The organism is Bradyrhizobium sp. 63_E2_N1_3 (assembly GCF_052076005.1).
GTDB lineage: Bacteria > Pseudomonadota > Alphaproteobacteria > Rhizobiales > Xanthobacteraceae > Bradyrhizobium > Bradyrhizobium barranii.
Genome location: NZ_CP197235.1, coordinates 4296547 through 4322383 on the forward strand (window position 1 = coordinate 4296547; position 25837 = coordinate 4322383).

Consider the following 25837-nt stretch of genomic DNA (forward strand, 5'->3'; position numbering starts at 1 on the left):
TTATCCGGCTTGCGTCGGGACGACCGTCTCCCGTGCCGCGTGGACACGCCGCCAATCGAGCCCTTCGAGCAGCGCCGACAATTCTGCCGCTGACAAACGCATCACGCCATCCTCGATCTTCGGCCAGCGGAAGACGCCTTCCTCGAGCCGCTTGGCGAACAGGCACAAACCCGTACCATCCCAGAAGATCAGCTTGATCCGGTCCGCGCGCTTGGCACGGAAGACATAAACAGCACCCGAGAACGGATCGGCCTTCATGTGCTCGCGTACCAACATAGCAAGCCCTTCCATTCCCTTGCGGAAGTCGACTGGCTTGGTTGCCACCATCACCCGGACAGTGCCGGACGGGCCGATCACCGGCTTGCCTTCAACGCATGGACGATGGCCGCAATCATCGCCACGTCCGCGCCTTGGCCGACCCGGATAGTGACGCCTTCGGCTTCGATCTCGATGCCCCCAACATCCGGCTTGGCCTTCCGTCGCGCTGTCTTGCGCTCACGGCCCGCAACCGCGACCGGCGCCATGGCGTCTACCACCGCAGGTACAAACTGCGGATCGTTAGCCATCGGCGCCGGCTGCCGGCGCGCTTGCCGGCGCCAAGTGAACACTTGTTGTGGGGTCAGCCCGTGTCGCCGGGCAATCTCGGAAACGACCGCGCCTGGTACCAGCGTCTCCTCGACAATCCGGGCCTTGTCGTCCTTGGAGAACCAACGACGTCGTCCCGTCTCCGTGATCACTTCCAGCCGGCGCGCCGTTACATCCGACTTAAGCGTATGGTCAAACATAGACACAAACCGATCCCTTCAAAGAGATCGTGAAACTCGCCTATCCCATCTGCCCCGAAAAGGTGGGAGCGGAACGACGCTTACGACAGGACTAATGCCAGCGGTGCTTGTTCCCTGAGTTCTCTTGAGGTGACGGGTTCATCCATTCAGCCGGTGGCGCACAGGTCCGCTCGTGGCCCGCGGCGATCTGCAAGGCGGACGGGCGCCGGCATCCGCACGCTATTCAGGCGTCAGCCCCAATGCCTTCACGGCAGCCAACAAAGGAGGCGTTTCGCTGTCGTACAGCTTTCTGAACGCGACATGTCCTTGAGCGGACTCATCGATGCCGTACGAGGCGAGCAGCTTCTGTATCTTGTCGGTCTTGCCGGCTTCTACCATCAGGCCGGAAACACGCTCCACGATGTCCTGCGGCATGCCGATGGGACCGGCAAGAAAGACGTAACCGGTCATAGCAAAGAGCTCGGATTCGGCACCCTGCTCGAAGAATGTGGGAACGTCGGGAAGCTTTCTGCTCCGCGTCCTCGTCTGCACGGCGATTGCCCTCCCAACTCCGGATTCCAGCGCGTTGACGGCATTGGCGTAACTCCCCATCGCCGCCTGGAGCACGCCGGCCGCGAGGTCCTGCCACATCGGCGCTTCGCCGCGGTAGTGCACGGCTTTCATCTGCAGCCCGTACTGCTTGTTGAGCTCTGCAACGACGATATGAGGGTAGGAGCCTGCGCCGAAGGTCCCGACGTTGGTCACGTTCCTGCGGGCGTATTCGACGAACTCCTTTAAATTGGTGGCGTTGGTCGCCTTATAGGCGACCAATGGCAGATATCCTGCCGACATGCTGGAAATGAGCGCGAAGTCCTTGTCGGCGTCGTATGGCAAAGTCTTAAATAGCACGCGGCTTTGCACCAGAGTTGCGGTGATGGCGAGGAGTAACGTGTAACCGTCCGGTGGCGATTGCTTCACGGCTGCTGCAGCGATCGAACCGCTGGCACCCGCCTTATTCTCAACGATCACCGGCTGGCCGAGCTTCTGGGAGAGGTATTCGCCGTAGACGCGCGCGAGGGTGTCCGCAAGTCCGCCGGCGGGATAGGCGCAAACAATCTTGATCGGCCGGGAGGGCCAGGTCTGCGTCCACCCTCTGTCATGATACGACAAAGCGATGGTGGCTGCGCCGGTTGCGATGAAGGCGCGGCGCGTGATCTTCAATGCCATCACGGTCTCCATCATGTTTGTATTCCGAGGACGCGCGTCGTGGCGTTGCTGCCAGTCCTTCAAGCGGACGGCCCTACGTTGAATCCTGAGCCGCTGCTCGGGGCACTGCTGCGCGGTACGGCAAGCCGTTGGTCGTGCTCATGGATTGCTTCCTGAGCAAATTGTGCCGTCCCGAGGATGGTAGCAGGCCATGGGCGGGCGCTCTTGACATTCTGCTTACATTCTCTTCACCGCCGGCTTATTCTTGCGCTGCAACCGGCGCGAGAGACCGACGGGGGAAAGCCACCCAGGGAATTGCCAGCTTGCGGTATCTCTTCGACGAGTACGCATTCGACACCGACCTTCGCGAGCTTTACCGCGGGGCGCACGTGGTCTCGGTTGCGCCGCAGGTGTTCGACCTGCTCGACTACCTGATCCGCAACAGGGAACGGGTCGTAAGCAAGGACGACCTCATCAAGACCATCTGGAACGGCCGTGTCGTGTCCGATGCAGCACTGACGACGCGGCTGAACGTCGCTCGGAGTGTGATTGGCGATTCCGGCGAAAAACAGCGTCTCATCAAAACCCTGCAGCGCAAGGGCTTCCGTTTCGTTGGAACGGTGCAGGAAGTGCAGAGGCCCGCAGACGCGGCGCCCACAGCCGATTCTGGTGAACAGTTTCAGGGTACCGCTGATCCAGATCGGTCCGATGCCGCGACAGTTGCGATGTCGATTCCTGCGCCACGCCTTTCCATCGTCGTACTGCCGTTCGCGAACTTCGGAGGCGATCCCGAGCAGGACTATTTCGTTGATGGCGTGACCGACAGCCTGACCACGGACCTTTCGCGCATCAGTGGCTCATTCGTGATCGCGCGTAACACCGCATTCACCTTCAAAGGCAAAGCCGTCGATGTAAAGCAAGTCGGACGCGAGTTGAACGTCCGCTATGTGCTCGAAGGTTCCGTGCAGCGAGGTGGCAATCGGCTTCGGGTGAATGTTCAGCTGATCGATGCCGAAACCGGCAATCACCTATGGGCCGAGCGGTTTGAGAAACCCGTCGCCGACCTGTTCGACATGCAGGACGAGATCGTATCGCGGCTCGCAAACACGCTAAATGCCCAGCTCATTCAGGTTGAAGCGCGGCGAGCGGAACGTTCAACCCATCCCGATGCAATGGACCTGTATTTCCAGGGCTGGGCTTACGAGAACAATGGGACGACCCCGCAATACATGACACAAGCGCAGGCCTTTTTCCACCGCGCCCTGGCACTCGATCCCGACAATATCGAGGCGCTGGTCGGCTCGGCGCGGGTTGAAGCGGCGCTTGGGGCCAATCTTGTCACCGACGACTGGAAAGCGCACTTGGCGGCGGCCGAGGCAGCCTCAACCAGGGCTCTGTCCCTTGCGCCAAACCATGCTCGGGCCCGTAGCATCCTGGGTCTGGTCCAATCATTTAGCAACCCGGCCCGAGCCATCGCTGAATGCGAGCGGGCGTTGGCACTGGATCACAATTTGGCCGATGCTCATGCCTTCATCGGTCTCGCCAAGTTTTTTCTCGGTCGCAGTAGCGAGACCGAGGCCCATATCCGCGAGGCGCTTCGCCTCTCTCCTCGCGATTCCTACGCCTACCGGTGGTTCATGTTTGTCGGTCTCGCCAAATTGTTTCTCGGCGCCGATGTGGAAGCGGTTGCCTGGCTGCGCCGGAGCATCGAGGCCAACCGAAATCATCCCCTCCCGCATTACTATCTCGCCGCTGCACTGTCGCTGCTCGGCTCACCGGACGAGGCGCGGGCCGCCGCGCAGGCGGGTCTTGTGCTCAATCCGACCTTCACTCTCCGCCGCTACCGGGCCCGCGTGACGAACGACCATCCGGCTTATCTCGCCGGACGCGAGCGTGTGTATGAGGGCATGCGCATGGCCGGGGTGCCGGAGGGATGAACGGCAGGAGGTCGCCGGTGCGCGACCCAACAAGGATCGGGCGCTCCTGCGCTTACGGCGACGGCACGGCCGAGGGCGGCGCGGTGACGTTCGGCAGCGGAGTTGCTGGCCAAGGGCTTGCCGGCCAGGGACCTTTCGGCTTGGCGTCAACCGACGAGCACGCCGCCGCAAGCTGCGTCCGCATCGACGCCAGGCCCGTCAGGTCGATGTCGAATTTCGCGACGTCCACCTTTTCGTCCGGCATCGGCGTCGTCCGCCGGACATGGAGGGAGCGGGACGCCATGATCGCCTTGACCATGTCAGGGTCGATGCTGCCGCTCCACATCTCGTACTTCGCGGCCCGCACCGGAAACCCTCCGGCCTCCTGGTCCTTGTCGGCGTCCGCCGTCATCATGATCGTGCTTTTGCCGACGCTCGCCTCGTCCATCTCGCCCGCGAACAGCAGCGGCACGCGATTCCTGGTTTCGCAAAACATGCGCCATTCCATCGTCCGGAACGAGGAGCCGCTCTCCTTCTTCATCACCGCGATCTTGCTGATGAACGGCCGCGTTGCCTTTTCCAGCGTCCACATCCCTTCGGCAAACGGTCGCGTGTCGATTCCGAAACGATAGAGCTCGGCTCGCGTCAGCATATGCAGGTTTTCGAACTTCACGGTCCGGATGAGATCGTCGAGCCCGCGGCTGATCCCCATCGCCGCGATGAACGCAGCGCGGTCGCGGTCGGCGTTCGCGATCCGGCGTTGCCTGTATTCCGCGACCGCCTGCGCCGCCGGATGCCCGTGAAAGACGAGGACCAGCCTGGAGTTATGGACCGCCAGGGCGGCGTCGGGAGCGACCTCGCGTGATGTCGCGCCGAGAAACAGATAACCGCAGGCCGAGTTGCACATCGCATGGTAGGTCGTGAGCTCCGCCTCGACCTCGCCGCCGGCGGCCTTGGTCTTCAGGCATGCGGCGTCCACCTGTGTGCCGGCGGCGCACGCCGTTGCGATCGTCCGCCCGACCCGTGCGACCGCCTTGCGACTGCGCAGCAGCCGGCCGATGACGTAGGACTGCTCCACATTCCCGCCGGGCGAATGAAGGTAGATCGGACGCTGCGTGTCCTTGACGCCGGCCAGGAAGCGGCGAATGCGCGGTGCGGCGTCCCCATCGATTTCGCCCTCGATGGCGATCCAGCGGTCGCAGCCGGGCCCGCACGCGTCCGGTGCCCCCTTGGCAAGATAGATCGTCAGCCTGCGCGCAAATCCGACTTTCTCTGCAGGCGTTTCCTCGGCATGCAGCGCGCATGGAAGCAGCACGGCCACGACAAACAAAATACGGGCAAGCATGTAACGATTGGGCCACGCGCGGTGAAGATAGACGTCGACGTTACATGATCATCGGCGCGCCTACAACTTTCGGTGGCATGCCGGCCCGCGTTTATTGCGCCGGGCGTCACATCGTGCTTTCTCGAAATACAGCGTTCGTCACGTCAGACGATCGATGATTTCGAAGAGCCTGTCGCAGGACGCCTCGATCCGCTTTTGCGGCGATGTGGCGATACCCAGCAACAGGCCGGGGCGCGCCGAAGCCGTGGACGCATACCACAGCGACAGCGGGGTAGGTGCCAGTCCGAACGATGCCGCTTCCCTGGCGATGGCGAGATCGGGCGCTCCATCCGGCAGCCGCAGGACCGCTGCCAATCCGGCAAGCGCAACGTTGGCGGTGTGTGTCCGAAGCTGTTTCAGCAATGTATCGCCTTGCGCGGCGTAGACCCGCTTCGTGCGCCGGAGATGCCGCAGATAATGGCCATCGCGCATGAAATCGGCGGTGGCGAGCTGCACTGCGGGCCCGGGCGCCGGCGCGAGGCACGCCGCGGCTTCGGCAAATCGCGACGCCAGAGCGGCCGGCGCAACGACAAAGCCGAGCCGCAGGGCAGGGGTCACGGTCTTGCTGAAAGAGCCGATATGGATGACGCGGCCCGCGCGATCGAGCGAGGCGAGCGCCGGCGTGGCCCGGCCCTTGAGCTGAAGCTCGCTGAGATAGTCATCCTCGATCACCCACGCCTTGCGTCGGGCGGCCCAGTCGAGCAGGCGCGAACGCCTCGCCAGCGACAATGTGGATCCGAGTGGCGCCTGCTGTCCGGGCGTCACGACAACCAGCGCGGCGTCGGGAGCATGTTTCAGGCCGTAATCAACATCGATGCCGTCAGCGTCGACCGGGATCGGCGCGATCGACAGTCTTGCAAGCGCGAGACCGTGCCGCGTGAAGGGAAAGCCCGGATTCTCCATCCAGACCTTCGTCTTTGACTCGAGGCCGAGGACACGGAGCGCCAATCCGAGGCCGCCGCTGAAACCGCTGGTGATGATGATCTGCGACGGCGTGCACGCGATCCCGCGCGCCAGCGCAAGGTAGGCTGCGATCTCGCGTCGCAAGTCGAGCTCGCCGCGCGGATCCGGATAGATCGGCGGCGCGCTCATTTCGACGCGAACCGCCTGCGCGCGCATCCTTGCGAGCAGCGTCGCAGGAAAAGTCTCTTGCGCAGGCACGCCCATCTGGAAAATCGCCGGCCCCGCCGTGAGCTCCTGGTACATCTCCATGAACGAGCCGGGGGCCGGGGCCTTGTCCTTGCGAACGGGAAAGGACGGCCGATCCGCTACATGCGTGCCGGTCGCGCGTGACGCGACGATCAATTGGGCGGAGGACAGCTTTTCATAGGCCGCGCGCACGGTGCCCCGCGCGACGCCAAGCTGGGCGGCCAGATCCTGCCAGGAGGGCAGGCGCGCTCCGGGTGCGAGCACGCCGTTCGCGATGGCGGCCCTGATGCCCCCATGGATCTGCTCGGCCAGCGGCGTCTTCGCAGAGCGATCCAGTTCCAGCCGCAGCGGTTTGGTCATACCCCTTGGTACACGATTTTCGTGCGTTCTTGGTCCTTTTTTGTGGACCAGGGCAGGGGCATTTATGGCAGAGACACGGGCCGGGCATCGATCATCAAGGAGCAGGACAATGACCAGGCGTCTCGACTACGACCGTATCGCGCCGGCGGGTGTGAAAGCCTTGGGCGGTGTGTACGGCTACATCATGCAGAGCAATCTTCCGGCGGCGCTGATCAACCTCGTCTATCTGCGCGTATCCCAGATCAACAACTGCGCCTACTGCCTCGACATGCATATGCGCGATCTGCTCAAGAGCGGGGTGAAGATCGAAAAGATCGCTCTGCTGCAGGCGTGGGAGGAAGCCGGCAATCTGTTCGACGCGCGCGAGCGCGCCGCCCTCGCATGGGCCGAAACGGTGACCCGCGTTGCGGATACCGGCGTGCCGGATCAGGCCTATGAAGCCGCGCGCGGGGTCTTCGAGGAGCGCGAGCTCGTCGATCTCACCATCGCGATCGGCCTGATGAACACGTATAATCGTATGGCGATCAGCTTCCGTAAGACGCCGCAGGCCGCCGTCGAGAAGACAGCCTGACGGGCCACGAACGGCATCGGCCGACGTCAATGCAAGGCAGGAGTTAGAAAATGACGAGCGTGATTTCCGGCGTGAAAATTCCCGACAGCAAGCTGGCGCGCGAGGCCGCCGAGCTGGTGCGCAGCTACGAAGACGAGATGCTGTTCAACCATTCGGTCCGCGTCTACGTGTTCGGCGCGATGAAGGGGCTGCGTCAGAAGCTGAAATTCGATTCCGAGTTGCTTTATGTCGCGGCGCTGTTTCACGACCTCGGCCTGGTCGATCACTACCACACCGAAACAAAGCGATTTGAGGTCGACGGTGCCGACGCCGCGCGGGACTTTCTCCGGGCACGCGGCATCGCCGAGCCGCAGGCCGATCTGGTCTGGGAGGCGATTGCGCTGCACACCACACCCGGTATTCCGGAATATATGAGACCGGAAATCGCCCTCACGAGGGCAGGAGTTGTGGTGGACGTCGGGGCCGTTGGATATGACGAGTACACGCCGGAGCAGCGCGATCAGGTGATCGCTGCGTTCCCGCGCGGCGATTTCAAGAACGAGTTTCTGAAGGTGCAGACCTGCTCAGCGCTGAAGAAGCCGCAGACGACATTCGGGACCGTCAATTTCGACTATATCCAGGATCACGATCCCAGCTTCCACAAGCCGAACGTGTGTACGCGCATCCGCAACACGCCCTGGCAAAGCTGAGCTGCCGCTAAGCCACCGGATCCCTGACGGCATCCGAACGGCTTCGGTCATCCGGCGCCAGCGGTGGCGCCGGCCGCGCGGGAGCGTCCTTCAGCAAGGCAGCGTCGCTCGAGGCGTCCTCGACCGGCGCGGCTCGGGCCTCGCGCGCGGCGACGATCCAGATCAGGAAGCCAAGAAGTGCGAGCGCGGCTCCGACGGGACCGGTGGAGGTCCAGCCCAGCCCCTCGCGTATGGCAAGGCCACCCAGGAACGGGCCGAGCGCATTGGCGGTGTTGAACGCCGAATGGTTGAGCGCAGCAGCGAGCGCCTGCGCGTCTCCTGCGACGTCCATCAGCCGCGTCTGCAGGACGGCGCCGAGCGAGACGCTCGCGCCGATCGCGAAGACGTCGGCCGCGAGCAGCCAGGGATTGCCCGCGGCGAGCGGAAAGACCAGGAGCGCGACCGCGGCGAACAGCAGGATGACGCCTGCCGTCGGCATCAAGGCACGGTCGGCAAAGCGCGGCACGAATAGATTGCCGAGCGTGGCGCCGATGCCGAACACGGCGAGGAAGAACGGGATGACCGCGGTGCTGACCTTGGTGACCTCGATCAGCGTCGTCGCGAGATATGTATAGACGGCGAACATGCCGCCAAAGCCGATGGCGCCGATCGCCAGCGTGATCCAGATGCGGCCGTTTCGGAGCGCACCGAGCTCGCGCAGCGGGTCGGACCGGCCGGCCGCATCGCGCGGCGCGAACAGCGCGCACAGCAGGACCGTGATCAACGCCAGCACCGACACGAAGCCAAAACTCGCGCGCCAGCCGACCGCCTGGCCGATCAGATTGGCCAAGGGCACGCCGATGATCGTGGCAGAGGTCAGGCCGAGCATCACCTGGCCGATCGCCTGTGAGCGGCGGTGTTGCGGAACGAGCGACGCCGCGACCAGCGCGGCGATGCCGAAATAGGCGCCATGCGGCAATCCCGACAGAAATCGAGCCGCGATCATCCAGCCGAAGCCCGGCGCGAGCGCGGTGAGCGCGTTGCCGAGCGCGAACACGGCCATCAGGGCCAGCAACTGGGTGCGCCGGGCGAACCGCGCGCCAAGCACGGCGATCAGCGGCGCGCCCAGCACCACGCCGAGCGCGTAAGCACTGATCGCGTGCCCCGCGGTCGGCTCGTCGATCCCGAGGTCGGCAGCGAAGAACGGCAGCAAGCTCATCGATGCGAATTCGGTGGTTCCGATCGCAAAGCCGCCCATCGCGAGCGAGAACAGGACGATGGCGAGGTGAGGGGGCGCTGAGGCGCGGGGCGAGGTCGCGTGAGGCGAGGTCGTCATGTGTCCTGCATTGGTGGCGCAAACGGGAATCAGCCCAGCGAACGTCGCCACCCCTGCAAGATTTGTCGTCGTACTTAAACCCGCGCCAGCCCGCGTCAACATCGGAGGCGCGATGCAAGGCATGCCGCATATCAGCGTCCCGATTTAAGTGTGGCGCCATCCGGACGCGTCGTGCACCAGCCTGTGGCTTCATCGGTGCGCTTCGGCCTTCCCGCGACTTTCGCTATCCGCTCTACAGACGGGGTCGACTCGCTTGAGGGCAAAACAGTTGCATATCTGCAGCAAAGCGTATTGGCGGTTGAGGCGGTCGGCGCGACCTTTTGCCATCGCGCCCGGCGCGAGGGCTTCCACTTCGGGGTCCGGTGCAAGTGGGAATTCGCGAATGCTGTCGAAATTCAGAAGGAATTCATAAGGAATTCAAAAGGAATTCGAAAGGTAGAGTGCGTTGATCGGGCGCCTTATTCCAGCGCGAGCCGCTGATCGCCAAGATGAGGTAATCCGAAGAAGCCCTTTTACTCTCCGCCGCGACTTGTTGTGGCGCTGCCGCTCCGAGCCATTCGGGTGATTTTGGTAGCGCCTCAACCGAATTGCGTTTAGCGTGTTGCAGACTGGTTCAACGACGAGACTCTGCTCGGCAAGAGGCTTTATTCGCCGCTGAGGGATCAATGAAGTCGGAGCCTACGAGCGACCCCCCGTCGTCGCCGAACACCGCCAACGACAGTGGTGCGAGGTTGGTTGGTGCTGCCGAACAGGACTTTAATTCCCAAGTAGGTAAGATCCTCGAATTCGAAAGACCTTTCCGCGCCGTCCTCGTGGCGGACGTCGTCAGCTATACCAGACTTATGGAAGCTGCTGAGGTCGAGACGCATAGTCGCTATCGGGCTCTTCGCGTGAGCGTCATCGACCCTGCTTTGATCGGTCGACGAGGCGAGATTGTGAAGAACACCGGCGACGGCTTCGTCGCGGTGTTCGAGAGCCCGCTCGATGCCCTTCGCTGTGCCTCCGAGTTGCAGCGTGAAGTCACCGGGCTTGAAACCCTGCAACCTCCCGAGCGCCGCATAGCCTTTCGCATCGGCGTCCATTGGGAGCCTGTCATCTTTGATCTGAACGATGTCTACGGCCATGGCGTCAATATCGCAGCACGCTTGCAATCTGTCGCTCCCGCGGGCGGCGTTGTGGTGTCGTCGGCCCTTTTGCGAGTAGTCGCCGATCTGAGCGAATTCAAGTTTGACGACCTGGGTGAGCTTCATCTCAAGAACCTGTCGCGGCCGGTTCATGCCTTTCTCCTGCTCTCGCCGGGAGTGGACCGCCGCACGGTGATCGGCGCTTCCACCAAATCCTCGAGACGAACCAAACTGCCCTCGATCGCCGTTCTTCCGTTTGCGAACAGCTCTTCGGAGGTCGACGATAGCTATTTTGCCGAAGGCTTCGTCGAAGACATCATTGTCAGCCTGAGTAATATTCAGGAGCTTCTGGTGGTGTCTCGCGGGTCGACGATGCCGTTTCGTCAGCGCGAGATCGATCCCGTCGAAATCGGCGAGAAGCTTGGCGTTCGCTATTACGTCAGCGGTCACGTTCGCCGATCGGGCAAGCGATTCCGGTTTTCGGTCGAGCTGGTCGATGTTGCGACTGGCTCCGTGGTGTGGGCCGAGAAATACGACACGGACCTCGCGGACGTTTTCGAAGTCCAGGACGAGATCGCCATTGGTGTCGTTGAGAAGATCGCCGCCTATGTGCGTCGCGCGGAGATCAAGCGGGCGCTGCGAAAGCCGCCGAAGAGCCTCAATGCGTATGACTATCTCCTGCGGGCGCTTGAGCTGCTCTACAAATTCGATTTCGCGAGCTTCTCGCGCGCCAAAGGGCTGCTCGAGAAAGCCAGCGAGGAAGACCCCGAATACGCGGCGCCGTACGCGTTCGCTGCGAAGTGGCACAATTTCAAGATCGCGGAGGGGTGGTCGTCGGATTTCGATGCGGATTCGGCCGACGTGATCCGGCTGTCCAATTGTGCCATCGAAAGAGACCCGCAAAATGCTCTCGCGCTCGCGATACAGGGGCACGGCAAGAGCATGTTCTTTCGTGACTACGACAGCGGATTGGACCTGTGTGAGCGGGCTCTTGCCATATCCCCCAGCAATTCGTGGGCATGGGTGTTCGGGAGCGGGACCCCCGGGTTCATCGGCGATGCTTCAACAGGAATTGCCCGTGCGGAGCGCGCCATCCGGCTTTCACCACTTGGCCAACAGGCCTTTTTCAATTTCTGCCTGCTCGGCCAAAATCATTATCTGAACGGAACGTTTGACGATGCCATTCGCTGGTCGAAGAAGTCTTTGACCCTCAGCCCGCGTTTTGGAAACGCCGCGCGCGTCCTCGCCGCAAGCCTCGTCGCGGTTGGTCGCCTGGAGGAAGCGCGGCAGGTTTCGCAGCACCATAAGAACATCCTGCCCGGCTTCAGGGTATCGGACTATGCGCGCCGTTGTCCGTTCAAGGAGCCCCAGGGGTCTTTGTATGTCGAGCGATTAGGAGCAGCTGGGTTGCCGGATTGATGGGGCCAGGAGCCCGGTTCAAATTATTAGCCCCTCGATGGAGAGCACAATGCCTGGTGTTGCAGGAGGAGGCGGTGGCGGCGGTGGTGGCGGCGGCGGCGGCGGCGGCGGTGGCGGAGGCGGCGGTGGTGGCGGAAACGGCGCAGTCAGCGGCGGTTACGTTGGTGGTGGAATTCCCCCGCGTCCTTTCCCGATCTTCGAGAGTTTCGTCGGAGTCCTGCCCGGTGGCTTGAATTACGGGGCGACATTCCCGCTGTCTGCCTGGCGCCCTGACTTTTTTGCTCAAATAGCATTGCTCGAATTTGCCAGAACCGATTGGCAAACCATCACTGTCGCCGGCCCGCCAACGGATCACGATGTCATTTTCGGGGAGATCGACGAACTGCTCGGGGCGTCGATGGATCGTCGCAAGAGGTTGGCAGATGAGATCGTCGATCAGGACGTGAGACTTGTCGGCTATTTTGCGCAGGTCCTCATGCTTTCGCCGTCGGCGCATCCAAATACGATCAAGATTCTGGAGATGGCCGATCATGTTGGGCTGATGGTCGCCGTCTACTACAAGCTCAGGTTCAATCGCGGGCGGCCGCAACAGGTGTGGCCGGGGCTTTTCCCAATGGTCGCTTCGCCCTGGCACGCCTCCTATCCGAGCGGACATTCGCTGGAGAGCCACCTGATGGCACTGGCGCTGGGAGAGATTATCCCCGGTGCCAAGAGTGCGCTGAGGGCGCTGGCCGCGCGGATCGGGAAGAATCGCGAGATCGCTGGCGTCCACTACCCGAGTGACACGGCTGCCGGGAAGGCCATTGCTGAAGCCGTGTTTCCGTACCTCCAGCAATGCGGCACCTTCCATGCGGTGACCGAGGCAGCAAAACAAGAGCATTGAACAGTGCCTAATGCCGCAGCCGAGATCGCATCCTTGGATTTTGCAAGGATGCGCTCCGCACGGCCACAAGGAATTGAAGTTGGACCAATCGATCTCAACCACGAGGTATTGCAATGGGTGTGGAAGAAATTTCCGTCATCGAAAGGACGCGGATTCAGTTGGCGCCAGATTTCACGATGCAACATCAGTGTCACATCAATTGGTGCTGGGCAGCCGTCGCTTCCAGCATCTCGCGCTATTACGACGAGACCAGCATTTTCACGCAGTGCCACATCGCCGACCTTGAATTGAACCGGCATGATTGCTGTGATTTCCCTTGCGGCACGCCGGGCCTGGAATTCGATGTGACGCATACTCTTGGATCACCGCTCAACCGAGTCCGCTGCCTCGCCCTGTTGGCCTACGACCAACGAGCGACACGAATGGAGGTGCAGCAGGAGATCAGTGCAGGGCGACCCATTTGTGTTCGCACGGTCTGGTCGGGAGACGAAGATGAGGAGGGACCGGCGCACTTCGTCGCGATCGTCGGATATCTGGAGGATACCGACAGCCTGGTCATCGAGGATCCCCTTTTCGGCCTAACACCAGAGATCCAGTTTAATCGATTTTGCTCAAACTATCGGGACGCCAAAGGTGTCTGGACGGACACTTACTTCACCAAGCCCCCGGTCTAGAACCTCGCCACCGTGAAAGGAGAGAAAAGATGGCAATTCATCCCAGCGATCCTCCGGCGGCTGCGGTCGTAGCTGTGAAGCGAGCGGTGGCCATCCGGGTGGGCAACCCGAAATTCCCGCGATCAAGGCTTTCCACTGCCAACCGCGACGCGGTCTTCATTTCCCTGCCGCATCGCATTGCCTATCTGGCTTTTGGCAAGATCCGTCGCGCGGACGACCTCAGAGCGGCTGCGGCGATAGGCAATTGGAGATTTCTTGTGATTGAAGCGAAGCGGCGCACCGCCGCTGATGATGGGGGAGGGGAGGAACAGGAGCCGATCGCTGCCGCGACAATCGTGGAGTCGGCAGCGACGACGTATGAGACGACGTATGAACTGGGTGACCTGAACGAAGGGCCGTTTGTGGCGGCGACGTCGGAGGCGATCCGTCGCGCCGAGAAGCTTCCTGAGGTTCGGAATGGAGCCTTCGAGGCTTTCCTGCTCACCGTGCCGGCGGTCCATGTGACAGCGCTCTGGCTGCAAGATTGTCAAGATTATCGTGGCGATGCGGACCTGCTGCTGACGTTGCCGCCCTCGGACCTCGCCTTGGAGCCGTACCGGCCGATGGCGTCGGCTGCGTTCTTGACTGTCGTGCAAGACCTCGCTCGGAAAGTAACTTCCGAATACGCGACGAGGGGGTGAGCGGGCAATGTCGGCGCGATGGAAAAGCTCTCAAGTGCGTTAAGCTCGCAAGGGCGTCAAAGTTGGCAAGTCCCGGCATGGGAGCACGCCTAGTCGGCCTGCTTCGGCCGCCGGGGAGCCTTTGACCTCTTCTGCGGAAAGTACGGATTCACGGCGCAGCTCGCGGAGCGGCCGACGGCGAGAAATCTGCACTGTTCGAGCGAAGTGTAGCGGCAGTCGAAATAGCCGACGGGGCCGTAGATCTGCATGCAGACGGGATAGCTGGGATCGTAGGTCTGCGCGTCCGCCGGCACGCCCGAGAAGAACAGGCCGGTGGCGACGAGTGCGAAGCGGGCGCGGCGCATCTCAGCGCGGCGGGTAGTAGCCGGGTGAATAGCCCGGTGTCTGCGCGCGCGGACGATTCTGATAGGCGTAGGGATCGTCGCTCTGGCCAGTGAAATACGGATTCGCGATGCAGGTCAGCGCGCGGCCCGACGAGCTTGCCTGACACTGTGCGTAACTGTCGAACGTGCAATTGCTCAGCCCCGGCCATTCCTGGCCGGTCAGGCAGAACGCGTGATGCGTGCCGAATGCGCGTGCGGGCGTGCTTGCACTCAGCGTGAGCGCGAATGTGGCGATTGCGAGCGAAAATGTGGCGACAATGGGGAGGGCAATCTGTCTGCGCATCTCAATCTCCAATCACACAATCGTGCGTGCATCAGGTGTCCAGGCACAGATGCAACATACGTCGTGTAGTCGACATTGGAACTCATGAAAACCCTTGTTTCAAAGGGTTTCCCGCGCGCGCTGCTAAACATTCATTAACGCAGCACAGCCCTTTGGCCCCGACTGTTGCGTCGGGGTTACAGCAATTCCGTCGAGCGCTGATATGACGGCCCTACGGCCCGGGGGCCTAACGACGAAACTGGAACGGGAATCAAATGAACAAGAATCTGTTGCTTGCTGCTGTGAGCCTTGTCGCGCTGAGCGCGACTGCGCCGGCGCTGGCTGCTGACCTCGCTGCGCGGCCTTACACCAAGGCGCCCGCGATGATCGCGACCGTCTATGACTGGAGCGGCTTCTACATCGGCATCAACGGCGGCGGCGGTTCGTCGCACGCGACCTGGGATTTCGTTGGCGTTGGCCGCGAAGGTTCGCACGATGCGACGGGCGGCACGGTCGGTGGCCAGATCGGCTATCGCTGGCAGTCCGGCCAGTGGGTGTTCGGCGTGGAAGGCCAGGGCAACTGGGCCGACTTCTCGGGCGACAACACCAGCGCGCTGTTCGCCACCCGCAACCGCACCAAGATCGATGCGTTCGGTCTGATCACCGGTCAGGTTGGCTACGCCTGGAACAACGTCCTGGTCTACGTCAAGGGCGGTGCGGCTGTGGTCAGCAACAAGTACGAGATCTCCAGCACGGCGGGCGCGCTGCTCTCCTCGTCCAGCGACAGCCGCTGGGGTGGCACGGTCGGTGCCGGCCTCGAGTACGGCTTCGCGCCGAACTGGTCGGTTGGCGTCGAGTACAACCACATCTTCCTGTCCGACAAGGACGTGACCTTCGCTGGCTTCGCCGGCTCGGAGCGCATCCGCCAGGACGTCGACATGGGTCTCGTCCGCCTGAACTACAAGTTCGGCGGCCCGATGATCGGTCGCTACTGAGACTGGTCGCTCATTTCGAGCGATCGTCGAAAAGCCCCGGCCTTGCGCCGGGGCTTTTTTGTTGCGTGAATTCAGCGAGTTAACCATCACTTTTCGAGAAAGCTCACACGGCTTGACTCTCAAGAACAAAATGAGAACAATGTTCTTCATACGTTCTGGTGATGGAGCAAGCCATGTTCAGGATTTTCGTGGAAGAAGCCGCCGCACTCGCCTCGATCTCGCTGTTCGTCGGGATGATCGCAATCTGGGCGCAGGTGATTCCGCAGCTCTAGGCCGCGGCTGGCCAGAGCCCTTGGTCATGCCCTTGGGGAAAAGCGGGACGACGCGGCCGTTTCGTGGCTCCGGCGTGGACTCTGAAGCGGTGACGCCCCACCATTGTGAGGCGAGTCGGCTGGGTGGGCGGAAGATGTCCTCGTGATCCCCCCCTGGAGCCGGCGACCGCTCCATCTCATCTGCAAGAGGCCGTCACGCGACCATGCCGAGCGCCGGATTTGTCCACCATCACGTTCACTCGGCCTATTCGCTGCTCAAGGGCTCGATCAAGATCGCCAAGCTCGCCGAGCTTGCGAAGAAAGACCACCAGCCCGCACTGGCGCTGACCGACACCGACAACATGTTCGGCGCGCTGGAGTTCTCCGACAAGATGGCGGGCTCCGGCATCCAGCCGATCGTCGGCTGCGAGCTCGCGATCGATTTCGGCGACCAGGATCCCAACGCGCGCAATGCGCTGCTGCCGTCGCGTGTGGTGCTGCTGGCGGCCCAGGAGCGCGGCTATCGCAGCCTGATGCGGCTGAACTCGCGCGCGTTCCTCGAATCGCCTGACAGCCACGCGCCGTTCATCAAGTTCGATTGGCTTGACGGCGAGACCGAAGGCTTGATCGCACTCACGGGCGGCCCTGACGGGCCGATCTCGCTCGCGCTTGCCAGCGGGCAGGCCGAAATTGCGGCGACGCGCTGCGAGCGTCTCGCCGGCCTGTTCGGCGACCGCCTCTATGTTGAATTGCAGCGCCACAACATCGACAAGGAGCGCCGCGTCGAAAGCGGGCTGATCGACATTGCCTACGCAAAAGGCCTGCCGCTGGTTGCGACCAACGAGCCGTATTTCGCTTCGAACGACGATTACGAGGCGCACGATGCGCTGCTCTGCATCGCCGGCGGGCGGCTGATCGCCGAGACCGATCGCCTTCAGCTCACGCCCGATCACCGCTTCAAGACCCGCGCCGAGATGGCGGTGCTGTTCGCCGACATTCCGGAGGCGCTGGCCTCGACGGTGGAGATCGCCGAGCGCTGCTCGTTCCGCCCGATGACGCGCAAGCCGATCCTGCCGTTCTTCACGGTCGGCGCCGCCGCAAGCTCCGACGCCGCGTCGGTCGAGGCGGCCGAGCTGAAGCGCCAGGCGGAGGAGGGACTCGCCAACCGCCTGCGCGTGCACGGCCTGTCGCAGGGTACCACGGAGGAGGACTACGACAAGCGCCTGGCGTTCGAGCTCGACGTCATCATGCGCATGAAGTACGCGGGCTACTTCCTGATCGTGTCGGACTTCATCAAATGGGCGAAGGGCCAGGGAATTCCGGTCGGACCGGGGCGCGGTTCGGGCGCCGGCTCTCTGGTCGCCTGGGCGCTGACCATCACCGACCTCGACCCGATCAAGTTCGGCCTGCTGTTCGAGCGCTTCCTCAATCCGGAACGCGTCTCGATGCCGGACTTCGACATCGATTTCTGCCAGGACCGCCGCGGCGAGGTGATCAGGTACGTCCAGGAGCGCTACGGTCGCGACCAGGTCGCGCAGATCATCACCTTCGGTACGCTGCAGGCGCGCGGCGTGCTGCGCGACGTCGGCCGGGTGCTGCAGATGCCCTATGGCCAGGTCGACAAGCTGACCAAGCTGGTGCCGCAAAATCCGGCCGCGCCGGTGACGTTGGCCGCCGCGATCGAGAGCGAGCCGAAGCTTCAGGCGTTCCGCGATGAAGACCCGGTGGTGGCGCGCGCCTTCGACATCGCGCAGCGCCTCGAAGGCCTGACCCGCCACGCCTCGACGCACGCCGCCGGCATCGTGATCGGCGATCGCCCCTTGAGCGAACTCGTGCCGATGTACCGCGATCCCAAGTCGGACATGCCGGTGACCCAGTTCAACATGAAATGGGTCGAGCCGGCCGGGCTCGTGAAGTTCGACTTCCTCGGCCTGAAGACGCTGACCGTGCTCGACGTCGCGGTGAAGCTCCTGAAGCCGCGCAACATCGACATCGATCTCGCGACGCTGCCGATCGACGATGCCGAAAGCTACCAGATGCTGGCGCGGGGCGAGGTGGTCGGCGTGTTCCAGGTTGAAAGCCAGGGCATGCGGCGCGCGCTGGTCGACATGCGCCCCGACCGTTTCGAGGACATCATCGCGCTGGTCGCGCTCTATCGCCCGGGCCCGATGGCGAACATCCCGACCTATTGCTCGCGCAAGCACGGCGACGAGGAGCCGGAATATCTGCATCCGGTGCTGGAGCCGATCCTGAAGGAGACCTTCGGCGTCATCATCTACCAGGAACAGGTGATGCAGATCGCGCAGGTCATGTCGGGCTATTCGCTCGGCGACGCCGACCTGCTGCGCCGCGCCATGGGCAAGAAGATCCGCGCCGAGATGGACAAGCAGCGCGACATCTTCGTCGCCGGCGCGGTCAAGAACGGCGTGCCGAAGGGGCAGGCCGAGACCATCTTCGAGCTGCTCGCAAAGTTCGCCGACTACGGCTTCAACAAGAGCCACGCGGCGGCCTACGCGCTGGTGTCCTACCACACCGCCTATATGAAGGCGCATTACCCGGTGGAGTTCATCGCAGCGTCGATGACGCTCGATCTCAACAACACCGACAAGCTCTCCGAATTCCGTTCCGAGGCGCAGCGCCTCGGCATCAAGGTCGAGCCGCCGAACATCAACCGCTCAGGCCCGACCTTCGAGGTCGGCGAGAAGACGATCTATTACGCGCTCGCCGCGCTGAAGGGCGTCGGCATCCAGGCGATCGAGCAGATCATCGAGGAGCGGACCAGGCGAGGGCTGTTCACCTCGCTCGCCGACTTCGCCGCGCGGGTCAATCCACGCGCGATCAACAAGCGCATCATCGAGAGCCTCGCCGCTGCCGGCGCCTTCGACACGCTGGAGCCGAACAGGGCGCGGGTCTTTGCCGGCGCGGACTCGATCCTGGCCGCCTGCCAGCGTGCGCATCAGGCCGAGACCATCGGCCAGAACGACATGTTCGGCATGTCGGCGGACGCTCCGACCATCATGCTGCCGCAGATCGAGCCCTGGCTGCCGGCCGAGCGGCTGCGCCGCGAATATGACGCGATCGGATTCTTCCTGTCGGGCCATCCGCTCGACGATTACGCGATGGTCCTGAAGCGCCTGCGGGTGCAGAGCTGGGCCGAGTTCTCGCGTGCGGTGAAGACCGGCGCCACCGCCGGCAAGGTCGCGGCCACCGTGGTGTCGCGCATGGAGCGGCGCACCAAGACCGGCAACAAGATGGGCATCATGGGGCTGTCTGATCCCACGGGCCATTTCGAGGCGGTGCTGTTCTCCGAAGGCCTCGCGCAATACCGCGATGTGCTCGAGCCGGGCGCCGCCGTGCTGCTCCAATTGGGCGCGGAATTGCAGGGCGAGGACGTTCGTGCCCGCGTGCTGCATGCCGAGCCGCTCGATGACGCTGCCGCCAAGACGCAGAAGGGCCTGCGCATCTTCGTGCGCGACACCAAGCCGCTGGAGTCGATCGCCAAGCGACTGGCCGGACCCGACATGGCGGCCTCGAACGGCGCCGCGCCAAAAGTCGGCAGTCCCGGCATCGCGCCGCGTTCGAACGGCGACGGCGAGGTCTCGCTGGTGATGATGCTCGACCTCGAGACCGAGGTCGAGATGAAGCTGCCGGGCCGCTTCAAGGTCTCGCCGCAGATCGCCGGCGCGATCAAGGCGGTCGCGGGCGTCGTGGACGTGCAGCAGCTCTAAAGCACGATGATATCCGGAAGAATCGTCATCGTGCTGGGGATCGGCGCTGGCGTATGATCTCACCACAAACGCGTGCCGCGTTTGTGGTGAGTGAGAATTGCTGCCCTTTTCCGGATCATGCTTTGGCAGCCGATCTCGAATATATGCAGATGGACGCAGCTCTGTGCGGTCGTTGCGCGTGAGGCGAGCGATCGCTTCGGCTTTGCAGCATGGTTCGCGTTGCAGCAATCATCAGTTGCATCATTTATCATTGGTGATTTCTTCACATCGATGCACCTATCATCGCGACGCTTCCATTCGTCCACTGTACCCGGGGAAACGTCACATGTGCGACAAGTGCTCTGAATCTCTGCATCATGAATCTCTGCATCGAGACATCGCGCCGTCGCGGCGATCCGCGATGCTGTTTGGCGCCGCTGCGTTCGGCATGGCCTTCGCCGGCGGAGCTTTCGCGAGCGGTGCCTTGGCAAAGGAGGCCAAGCAGCCACCCAAGCCGCAGAACGTGTTGTCGCCCGACGCATCGCTGAAGCGGCTGATGGAGGGCAATGCGCGCTATGTCGACGGTGTGGCGCGGCGCCACGATTTCAAGCACGAGCGCGAGGCGCTGGCCGGTGGACAGAATCCGTTCGCGGCGGTTCTGAGCTGCGCCGATTCACGCATCGCGCCGGAATATGCCTTCGACAGCGGCCGCGGGGATCTCTTCGTCTGCCGCGTCGCCGGAAATTTTGCCGGCACCGAAACCATTGCCAGCATGGAATATGCGGTGGCCGTGCTCAACGCACCGCTGATCCTGGTGCTTGGCCATGATGCCTGCGGCGCGGTCGATGCGACGCTGAAGGCAATCAAGGACAACACGTCGCCGCCGGGACACATTCCCTCGCTGGTCGATGCGATCGCGCCCGCCGCAAAGGCTGCGATGCAGCAGGGCGGGGACGTGCTCAACAAGGCGATCCGGCAGAACGTGATCGACAACGTCGCGAAGCTGAAATCGGCCGCGCCGATCCTCAATGCGGCCGTGGAGCAGGGCAAGCTGAAGGTCGTCGGTGGCATCTATCGGCTCACCACGGGAACAGTCGATCTGATCGCGCAGGGCTGAACGAGGTTCGCGCCACAGCGCGGTCGCGAGGCTTACGCGGGCCTGACGCAGGGACTTGATGGGGCGGGGCGCCATGCCGCCGCCTCAATCCGCGCTTTTCGTTCAAGAGCCATTCAGCCGGCCGCGCGTCTCATGTACGGTGGCAGCTCAACAACGATAGCGGGCAAGCAAGCCATGCGTGGGACCTACAAGGCCTTCATCTGTTTTCTCTTGCCGATCCTGGCGTTCGCTGCGGCCGCGCCCGATCCGGCGCGCGCGCAGCAGCAGGAAAAGCGCATCGCGCTCGTGGTCGGCAACGGCGCCTACGCCAAGTCGCCGCTGGCGACGACCGCGAACGATGCCGGCCTGATCGCGCAGACGCTGCAAGCGGCGGGCTTCGACGTGGTCGGCGCGCGCGATCTCGACGGCGACACGCTGCGCAAGAGCTTGCGCGATTTCATCCAGAAGGCGCAGGCCTCGGGTCCCGGCACCGTCGCGATGATCTATCTTGCCGGCTTTGGCGTCCAGCTCGCGGGCGAGAACTATTTCATCCCGGTCGATTCCAACATCATCCGCGACACCGACATTCCGACCGAAGGCTTGCGCATCAGCGACTACGCCCGCCAGCTCGCGTCCATTCCGCTCAAGGCCAACATCGTCGTGCTCGATGCGGCGCGCGCGCAGCCCTTCATCGAGGGCGGCCAGCAGATCGCGAGCGGACTGGCGCTGGTCGAGCCCGATCCGAACATGCTGATCGCCTTCAACGCCGCGCCCGGCACGGTCGCGCCGGAAGAGCCCGGCCCGTACGGCATTTATGCGCAATCGCTGGCGGAGATGATCCGTACCGGCGGTCTGCCGCTGGCCGAGGTGTTCGACCGCGTCCGCCTCCGCGTCAACGAGGCCAGCAAGGGCGCGCAGGTGCCGTGGAACGAGGCGAAGATATCGGCGCCCTTCTCGTTCTTCGAGCGCGGGCCCGATGCGCCGCCGCCGGAGGCAGCGCCCGACCAGGTTGCCGCGATCCGCAACAAGCCGATCCGCGATCTCGGCGTGCAGGACGCCTATGCGGCCGCGCTCGAGCGCGACACGTTGCCGGCCTACGAAGAATTTCTCGCGGCCTATCCCGGTGACCCGATGTCGAAGCGCGTGATGGCGATCGTCGCGGCGCGCCGCGAGGCGATCACCTGGCGGCGGACCTACCGGAACGATACGCCGGAGGCCTATTGGTCGTATCTGCGTCGTTATTCGCGCGGTCCGCATGCCGGCGATGCACGGCGCAGGCTTGCAATCCTGACCGCGCCGCTCGAGCCGCCGCCGACTTTCGCGATGATGGACTATGACGTGCCGCCGCCGCCGCCGGAGGAGATCGTCTATGTCGACCGTCCCGTGCTGCTGTTCGGCGACCCCGTGTTCGGCTTCGCGCCGCCACCGCCGCCGCCGGTCTATTATCTGCCGCCGCCGCCGCCGGATTTCATAGTGCTGGAGCCGCCGCTGCCCGTGGTCGGCCTGTTCGTGCTGCCGCAGCCGCTGTTCGTGCCGATCCCGGTGTTCGTCAGGCCGCCGGTCTATGTCGCGCCGCCGCCGAACAACATCGTCTTCAACAACATCCATAACACCACGGTCATCAACACCGTGATCAACCGGCCGCCCGCCCCGCCCGTGGGAGCGGGAGGAGGGACCGGGCCTGGCAATCTGAGGCCGGCGATTGCCGACCGCGCCAACCCGGTAGCGCCAATGTTGCCGCAAGCCGCTACGCAGCGCGCCGCGCTGATCCAGCAGGGCAAGGCGCCGATGCCGCCGAGCGCGACGGTCCAGCCGACGGCGAGACCGGGGATACCTCCGGGGACGCCGGCCAATGTTGCGCCGACCGGCACGCCGCCCACCGCACCGCCGACCAGGCTGCCGCAAATCAACACGCTGCCGGTTCCCGGCGCCCAAGGCGGGCCGCCGTCGCCGCCGGCCGGGGCAGGGACGTCGCCTGGCGGCAGGCCCTTGGCGCCGACGGCAAATGCACCCGGCGCGCCCGCGCCGACGCATCCGGGGACGCCGACCACGGCTGCGCCCGGCACAACGCTGCCGTCCCATCCTGGCGCGCCAACGGCCGGCACTCCGACGACCGTTGCGCCCACCGCGAATCCGGCTGCGCCCGGCCAACCGCCGAAGCCGCCGGTAGCTCAGACCCCGCCTGCCGGCGCGCCCGTTGGCGGCAAGTCTGCAACCCGTGAGCCGGCTGGCGCGCCGCCAACTGCTGCGGGCACGTCGCCCGGCACGCCCTCGGGCGCCGCGGGCAAGCCGATCACGCCGCCGCCCTCGGCCGCGCGCGAGCCGGTCAAACCGCAGAACTTGCCCGCGACCCCTCCGGCGCAGGCCGCCCGGCCGTCGCCGTCAACTCCAGCATCGCGGCCGCAGGCCGTGGCGAGGCCGACGCCGCCACCGCCCGCCGCTCGCCCGGCACCGCCGCCGCATGTCGCATCGCCTCCGCCAGCCCGAGCGGCTCCGCCTGTGGCCGTTGCACGGCCGGCGCCTCCGCCGGTGGCCCGGCCTGCACCTCCACCCATGGCGCGGCCGGCGCCGCCACCGCCGGTCGCCCGGCCGGCACCACCGCCGCCGCCGCGGATGGCCGTCGCGCCCCCGCCGCGTCCAGCGGCACCTCCGCCGCACCCAGCGGCGCCGGCGGCGAAAAAGTGCCCGCCGAACCAGCCCAAGTGCTAGGTCTTTGCGGGCTGGCGTGGTCTTTACGGAAGAGGGCCTTCGGGAGGCGAAAACAGCCCCCGAAAGGCCCTTATTTCCTTGCTTCTGGCCGAAATGGCGCTATATAGCGCCCCATCTCACACGGAAACATGGCTCACAAGGCCGTCCGGTGGCAACCGGGGCGAGAACGCTCCGTTTTGCTCACACGTTTCCGGAGGAACCAACCGGAGAATTGAAACTATGGCGCTACCCGATTTCACCATGCGTCAGCTCCTCGAAGCTGGCGTGCACTTTGGTCACCAGTCTCACCGCTGGAATCCGAAAATGGCACCGTTCATTTTCGGCGCCCGCAACAACATCCACATCGTCGACCTCGCGCAGACCGTGCCGTTGCTGCACACCGCCTTGCAGGCGGTCAGCGACACCGTCGCCAAGGGCGGCCGCATCCTGTTCGTCGGCACCAAGCGCCAGGCGCAGGACGGCGTCGCGGACGCTGCCAAGCGCTGCGCGCAGTATTTCGTCAATTCGCGCTGGCTCGGCGGCACGCTGACCAACTGGAAGACGATCTCGGCCTCGATCAAGCGCCTGCGTCATCTCGATGACGTGCTGTCCGGCGGCGACGCCAGCTCCTACACCAAGAAGGAGCGCCTGACGCTTCAGCGCGAGCGCGACAAGCTCGATCGCTCGCTCGGCGGCATCAAGGACATGGGCGGTCTGCCCGACCTGATCTTCGTGATCGACACCAACAAGGAAGACATCGCGATCCAGGAAGCCCAGCGGCTCAACATCCCGGTCGCCGCGATCGTCGACACCAATTCGGATCCCAAGGGCATCACCTATGTGGTCCCGGGCAATGACGACGCCGGCCGCGCGATCGCGCTGTATTGCGACCTGATCGCACGTGCGGCGATCGACGGCATCTCGCGCGCCCAGGGCGATTCGGGCATCGACATCGGCGCCTCGGCTCGTCCGGTCGCCGAAGAGCTGCCGGCCGCTTCCTCGAGCGGCTTCCAGGGCCTCGCCGGTCCGCGCGGCACCGCCGACGACCTCAAGAAGCTCCCGGGCGTGTCGGGCGCGATCGAGAAGAAGTTCAACGACCTCGGCATCTTCCACTTCTGGCAGCTCGCCGAGCTCGATCACGACACCGCGCACAAGATCGGCGAAGAAGTCGGTCTGCCGAGCCGTGCGGATGCCTGGGTGGCCAAGGCCAAGGCGCTGACCGCGGAAGCGGAATAGTCAAAAAGAGCGATGGGTTGGCCGGATATAAGTCCGGCCACCATTTCAGTTGACGCGAATTCCTGAGATGGACCGCGGCGGGGCTGTTTGATGCCACGCCGCGGCAAACCGGCAGGCAAGAAGGATTTTCAACGATGGCAACGATCACAGCTGCGATGGTCAAGGATCTGCGCGAGTCCACCGGCGCAGGCATGATGGACTGCAAGGCCGCGCTCACCGAAAACGACGGCAACATGGAAGCGGCGCAGGACTGGCTGCGCAAGAAGGGCCTGTCGAAGGCCGCCAAGAAGTCCGGCCGCGTCGCCGCGGAAGGCCTGATCGGCGCGCTCACCAAGGGCACCAAGGGCGTCGTGGTCGAGGTCAACTCCGAGACCGACTTCGTCGCGCGCAACGGTCAGTTCCAGGGCCTCGTCAAGATGGTCGCGCAGGTCGCATTCGACGTCGGCGCCGATGTCGAGAAGATCAAGGCCGCCAAGGTCGGTGACGTCACGATCGAAGCCGCGATCAACGATGCGATCGCCACCATCGGCGAGAACATGACGCTGCGCCGCGCAGCTTCGCTCGAAGTGACGCAGGGCGTCGTGTCGAGCTACGTCCACGGCGCCGTCGTCGAAGGCGCCGGCAAGATGGGCGTGATCGTCGCGCTCGAATCGCCCGGCAAGGCCGACGAACTCGCGGCCCTCGGTCGCCAGATCGCGATGCATGTCGCGGCCACCAACCCGCTCGCGCTCGAGCCGTCCGGCCTCGATCCGGCGGTCGTGAAGCGTGAGAAGGACGTGCTCGCCGACAAATATCGCCAGCAGGGCAAGCCCGAGAACGTGATCGAGAAGATCGTCGAGTCCGGCCTCAAGACCTACTACAAGGAAGTCTGCCTGCTCGAGCAGGCTTTCATCCACGACACCGGCAAGTCGGTGGCGCAGGCGGTGAAGGAAGCCGAAGGCAAGGTCGGCGGCGCGGTGAAGATCGCGGGCTTTGTGCGCTATGCTCTCGGTGAGGGAATCGAGAAGCAGGAAAGCGACTTCGCGGCCGAGGTCGCAGCGGCCAGCGGCAAGAAGTAAGCGCCGGTACGTTCCTTCCGGCTGCCG

Annotated in this window: 21 protein-coding genes; 13 read left to right on the forward strand and 8 right to left on the reverse strand. The window is 64.0% G+C overall.

Annotated elements, in window-relative coordinates; translation table 11 throughout:
* The 3 genes from tnpB to AB7531_RS20455 form a co-directional block, all read right to left on the reverse strand.
* Positions 1-357, reverse strand: coding sequence for an IS66 family insertion sequence element accessory protein TnpB (tnpB, locus tag AB7531_RS20445; protein WP_063980520.1), 357 nt, complete (start codon positions 355-357; stop codon positions 1-3).
* A complete protein-coding gene (gene tnpA / locus AB7531_RS20450) occupies positions 354-785 on the reverse strand; it encodes an IS66-like element accessory protein TnpA (protein ID WP_063980519.1) in 432 nt (143 codons plus the stop codon). Before tnpA ends, tnpB begins: the two co-directional genes overlap by 4 nt.
* Before the next feature lie 219 nt (positions 786-1004).
* On the reverse strand, positions 1005-2006 hold the full coding sequence (locus AB7531_RS20455) for a Bug family tripartite tricarboxylate transporter substrate binding protein (protein ID WP_231142082.1): 1002 nt from the start codon (positions 2004-2006) through the stop codon (positions 1005-1007).
* Between the two features lie 287 nt (positions 2007-2293).
* On the opposite strand from AB7531_RS20455, the gene AB7531_RS20460 reads away from it, so the two are divergent.
* Positions 2294-3907, forward strand: coding sequence for a winged helix-turn-helix domain-containing tetratricopeptide repeat protein (locus tag AB7531_RS20460; protein ID WP_063983018.1), 1614 nt, complete (start codon positions 2294-2296; stop codon positions 3905-3907).
* Between the two features lie 52 nt (positions 3908-3959).
* On the opposite strand, the gene AB7531_RS20465 is transcribed toward AB7531_RS20460, so the two are convergent.
* Complete coding sequence (locus tag AB7531_RS20465; protein ID WP_441280045.1) at positions 3960-5231, reverse strand: hypothetical protein; 1272 nt, start codon at positions 5229-5231, stop codon at positions 3960-3962.
* A gap of 138 nt (positions 5232-5369) precedes the next feature.
* Positions 5370-6779, reverse strand: a complete 1410-nt coding sequence (pdxR, locus tag AB7531_RS20470; RefSeq protein WP_063983020.1) for a MocR-like pyridoxine biosynthesis transcription factor PdxR — start codon at positions 6777-6779, stop codon at positions 5370-5372.
* Positions 6780-6888: 109 nt separating this feature from the next.
* On the opposite strand from pdxR, the gene AB7531_RS20475 reads away from it, so the two are divergent.
* On the forward strand, positions 6889-7350 hold the full coding sequence (locus AB7531_RS20475; RefSeq protein WP_063983021.1) for a carboxymuconolactone decarboxylase family protein: 462 nt from the start codon (positions 6889-6891) through the stop codon (positions 7348-7350).
* 50 nt (positions 7351-7400) lie between these two features.
* Positions 7401-8039, forward strand: coding sequence for an HD domain-containing protein (locus AB7531_RS20480; protein ID WP_166341989.1), 639 nt, complete (start codon positions 7401-7403; stop codon positions 8037-8039).
* Between the two features lie 7 nt (positions 8040-8046).
* On the opposite strand, the gene AB7531_RS20485 is transcribed toward AB7531_RS20480, so the two are convergent.
* Positions 8047-9354, reverse strand: a complete 1308-nt coding sequence (locus AB7531_RS20485; RefSeq protein ID WP_063983023.1) for an MFS transporter — start codon at positions 9352-9354, stop codon at positions 8047-8049.
* Positions 9355-10019: 665 nt separating this feature from the next.
* Here AB7531_RS20485 and AB7531_RS20490 point away from each other — a divergent pair.
* From AB7531_RS20490 to AB7531_RS20505, 4 genes are all read left to right on the forward strand, one after another.
* Complete coding sequence (locus AB7531_RS20490; RefSeq protein ID WP_084795119.1) at positions 10020-11897, forward strand: adenylate/guanylate cyclase domain-containing protein; 1878 nt, start codon at positions 10020-10022, stop codon at positions 11895-11897.
* A 49-nt stretch (positions 11898-11946) separates the two neighbouring features.
* Entirely contained in the window at positions 11947-12780 is an 834-nt protein-coding gene (locus AB7531_RS20495) for a phosphatase PAP2 family protein (RefSeq protein ID WP_187387688.1), read from the forward strand.
* A gap of 113 nt (positions 12781-12893) precedes the next feature.
* Positions 12894-13454 carry a papain-like cysteine protease family protein gene (locus AB7531_RS20500; protein WP_063983025.1) on the forward strand — a complete coding sequence of 187 codons (561 nt, stop codon included), beginning with the start codon at positions 12894-12896 and terminating at the stop codon, positions 13452-13454.
* A gap of 29 nt (positions 13455-13483) precedes the next feature.
* Entirely contained in the window at positions 13484-14134 is a 651-nt protein-coding gene (locus tag AB7531_RS20505; RefSeq protein ID WP_166341987.1) for a hypothetical protein, read from the forward strand.
* Between the two features lie 89 nt (positions 14135-14223).
* Here AB7531_RS20505 and AB7531_RS20510 read toward each other — a convergent pair whose 3' ends face one another.
* Positions 14224-14478: a DUF3551 domain-containing protein gene (locus AB7531_RS20510; RefSeq protein ID WP_063983027.1), complete on the reverse strand. Its 255-nt coding sequence runs from the start codon at positions 14476-14478 to the stop codon at positions 14224-14226.
* Position 14479: 1 nt separating this feature from the next.
* Positions 14480-14800 (reverse strand): DUF3551 domain-containing protein, encoded by a 321-nt coding sequence (locus AB7531_RS20515; protein WP_063986338.1) that lies wholly within the window; start codon positions 14798-14800, stop codon positions 14480-14482.
* Between the two features lie 254 nt (positions 14801-15054).
* Here AB7531_RS20515 and AB7531_RS20520 point away from each other — a divergent pair, with 254 nt between their 5' ends.
* The 6 genes from AB7531_RS20520 to tsf all read left to right on the forward strand — a co-directional run bounded on the left by AB7531_RS20520 (position 15055) and on the right by tsf (position 25810).
* Positions 15055-15774: an outer membrane protein gene (locus AB7531_RS20520; RefSeq protein ID WP_063983028.1), complete on the forward strand. Its 720-nt coding sequence runs from the start codon at positions 15055-15057 to the stop codon at positions 15772-15774.
* A 475-nt stretch (positions 15775-16249) separates the two neighbouring features.
* Positions 16250-19753, forward strand: coding sequence for a DNA polymerase III subunit alpha (gene dnaE, locus AB7531_RS20525; protein WP_441280046.1), 3504 nt, complete (start codon positions 16250-16252; stop codon positions 19751-19753).
* A 325-nt stretch (positions 19754-20078) separates the two neighbouring features.
* Positions 20079-20849 carry a carbonic anhydrase gene (locus tag AB7531_RS20530; protein WP_063983030.1) on the forward strand — a complete coding sequence of 257 codons (771 nt, stop codon included), beginning with the start codon at positions 20079-20081 and terminating at the stop codon, positions 20847-20849.
* Positions 20850-21023: 174 nt separating this feature from the next.
* Complete coding sequence (locus AB7531_RS20535; RefSeq protein ID WP_354102443.1) at positions 21024-23537, forward strand: caspase family protein; 2514 nt, start codon at positions 21024-21026, stop codon at positions 23535-23537.
* A 219-nt stretch (positions 23538-23756) separates the two neighbouring features.
* On the forward strand, positions 23757-24752 hold the full coding sequence (locus AB7531_RS20540; protein WP_028151700.1) for a 30S ribosomal protein S2: 996 nt from the start codon (positions 23757-23759) through the stop codon (positions 24750-24752).
* A 134-nt stretch (positions 24753-24886) separates the two neighbouring features.
* Positions 24887-25810: a translation elongation factor Ts gene (gene tsf, locus AB7531_RS20545; protein ID WP_028169462.1), complete on the forward strand. Its 924-nt coding sequence runs from the start codon at positions 24887-24889 to the stop codon at positions 25808-25810.
* Positions 25811-25837: the final 27 nt, after the last annotated feature.

Coding starts and splice junctions, on each gene's coding strand:
- tnpA (WP_063980519.1), bottom strand. CDS start 785: ATGTTTGACCATACGCTTAAGTCGGATGTAACGGCGCGCCGGCTGGAA.
- AB7531_RS20455 (WP_231142082.1), bottom strand. CDS start 2,006: ATGATGGAGACCGTGATGGCATTGAAGATCACGCGCCGCGCCTTCATC.
- AB7531_RS20465 (WP_441280045.1), bottom strand. CDS start 5,231: ATGCTTGCCCGTATTTTGTTTGTCGTGGCCGTGCTGCTTCCATGCGCG.
- pdxR (WP_063983020.1), bottom strand. CDS start 6,779: ATGACCAAACCGCTGCGGCTGGAACTGGATCGCTCTGCGAAGACGCCG.
- AB7531_RS20475 (WP_063983021.1), top strand. CDS start 6,889: ATGACCAGGCGTCTCGACTACGACCGTATCGCGCCGGCGGGTGTGAAA.
- AB7531_RS20480 (WP_166341989.1), top strand. CDS start 7,401: ATGACGAGCGTGATTTCCGGCGTGAAAATTCCCGACAGCAAGCTGGCG.
- AB7531_RS20485 (WP_063983023.1), bottom strand. CDS start 9,354: ATGACGACCTCGCCTCACGCGACCTCGCCCCGCGCCTCAGCGCCCCCT.
- AB7531_RS20490 (WP_084795119.1), top strand. CDS start 10,020: ATGAAGTCGGAGCCTACGAGCGACCCCCCGTCGTCGCCGAACACCGCC.
- AB7531_RS20495 (WP_187387688.1), top strand. CDS start 11,947: ATGCCTGGTGTTGCAGGAGGAGGCGGTGGCGGCGGTGGTGGCGGCGGC.
- AB7531_RS20500 (WP_063983025.1), top strand. CDS start 12,894: ATGGGTGTGGAAGAAATTTCCGTCATCGAAAGGACGCGGATTCAGTTG.
- AB7531_RS20505 (WP_166341987.1), top strand. CDS start 13,484: ATGGCAATTCATCCCAGCGATCCTCCGGCGGCTGCGGTCGTAGCTGTG.
- AB7531_RS20510 (WP_063983027.1), bottom strand. CDS start 14,478: ATGCGCCGCGCCCGCTTCGCACTCGTCGCCACCGGCCTGTTCTTCTCG.
- AB7531_RS20515 (WP_063986338.1), bottom strand. CDS start 14,800: ATGCGCAGACAGATTGCCCTCCCCATTGTCGCCACATTTTCGCTCGCA.
- AB7531_RS20520 (WP_063983028.1), top strand. CDS start 15,055: ATGAACAAGAATCTGTTGCTTGCTGCTGTGAGCCTTGTCGCGCTGAGC.
- dnaE (WP_441280046.1), top strand. CDS start 16,250: ATGCCGAGCGCCGGATTTGTCCACCATCACGTTCACTCGGCCTATTCG.
- AB7531_RS20530 (WP_063983030.1), top strand. CDS start 20,079: ATGTGCGACAAGTGCTCTGAATCTCTGCATCATGAATCTCTGCATCGA.
- AB7531_RS20535 (WP_354102443.1), top strand. CDS start 21,024: ATGCGTGGGACCTACAAGGCCTTCATCTGTTTTCTCTTGCCGATCCTG.
- AB7531_RS20540 (WP_028151700.1), top strand. CDS start 23,757: ATGGCGCTACCCGATTTCACCATGCGTCAGCTCCTCGAAGCTGGCGTG.
- tsf (WP_028169462.1), top strand. CDS start 24,887: ATGGCAACGATCACAGCTGCGATGGTCAAGGATCTGCGCGAGTCCACC.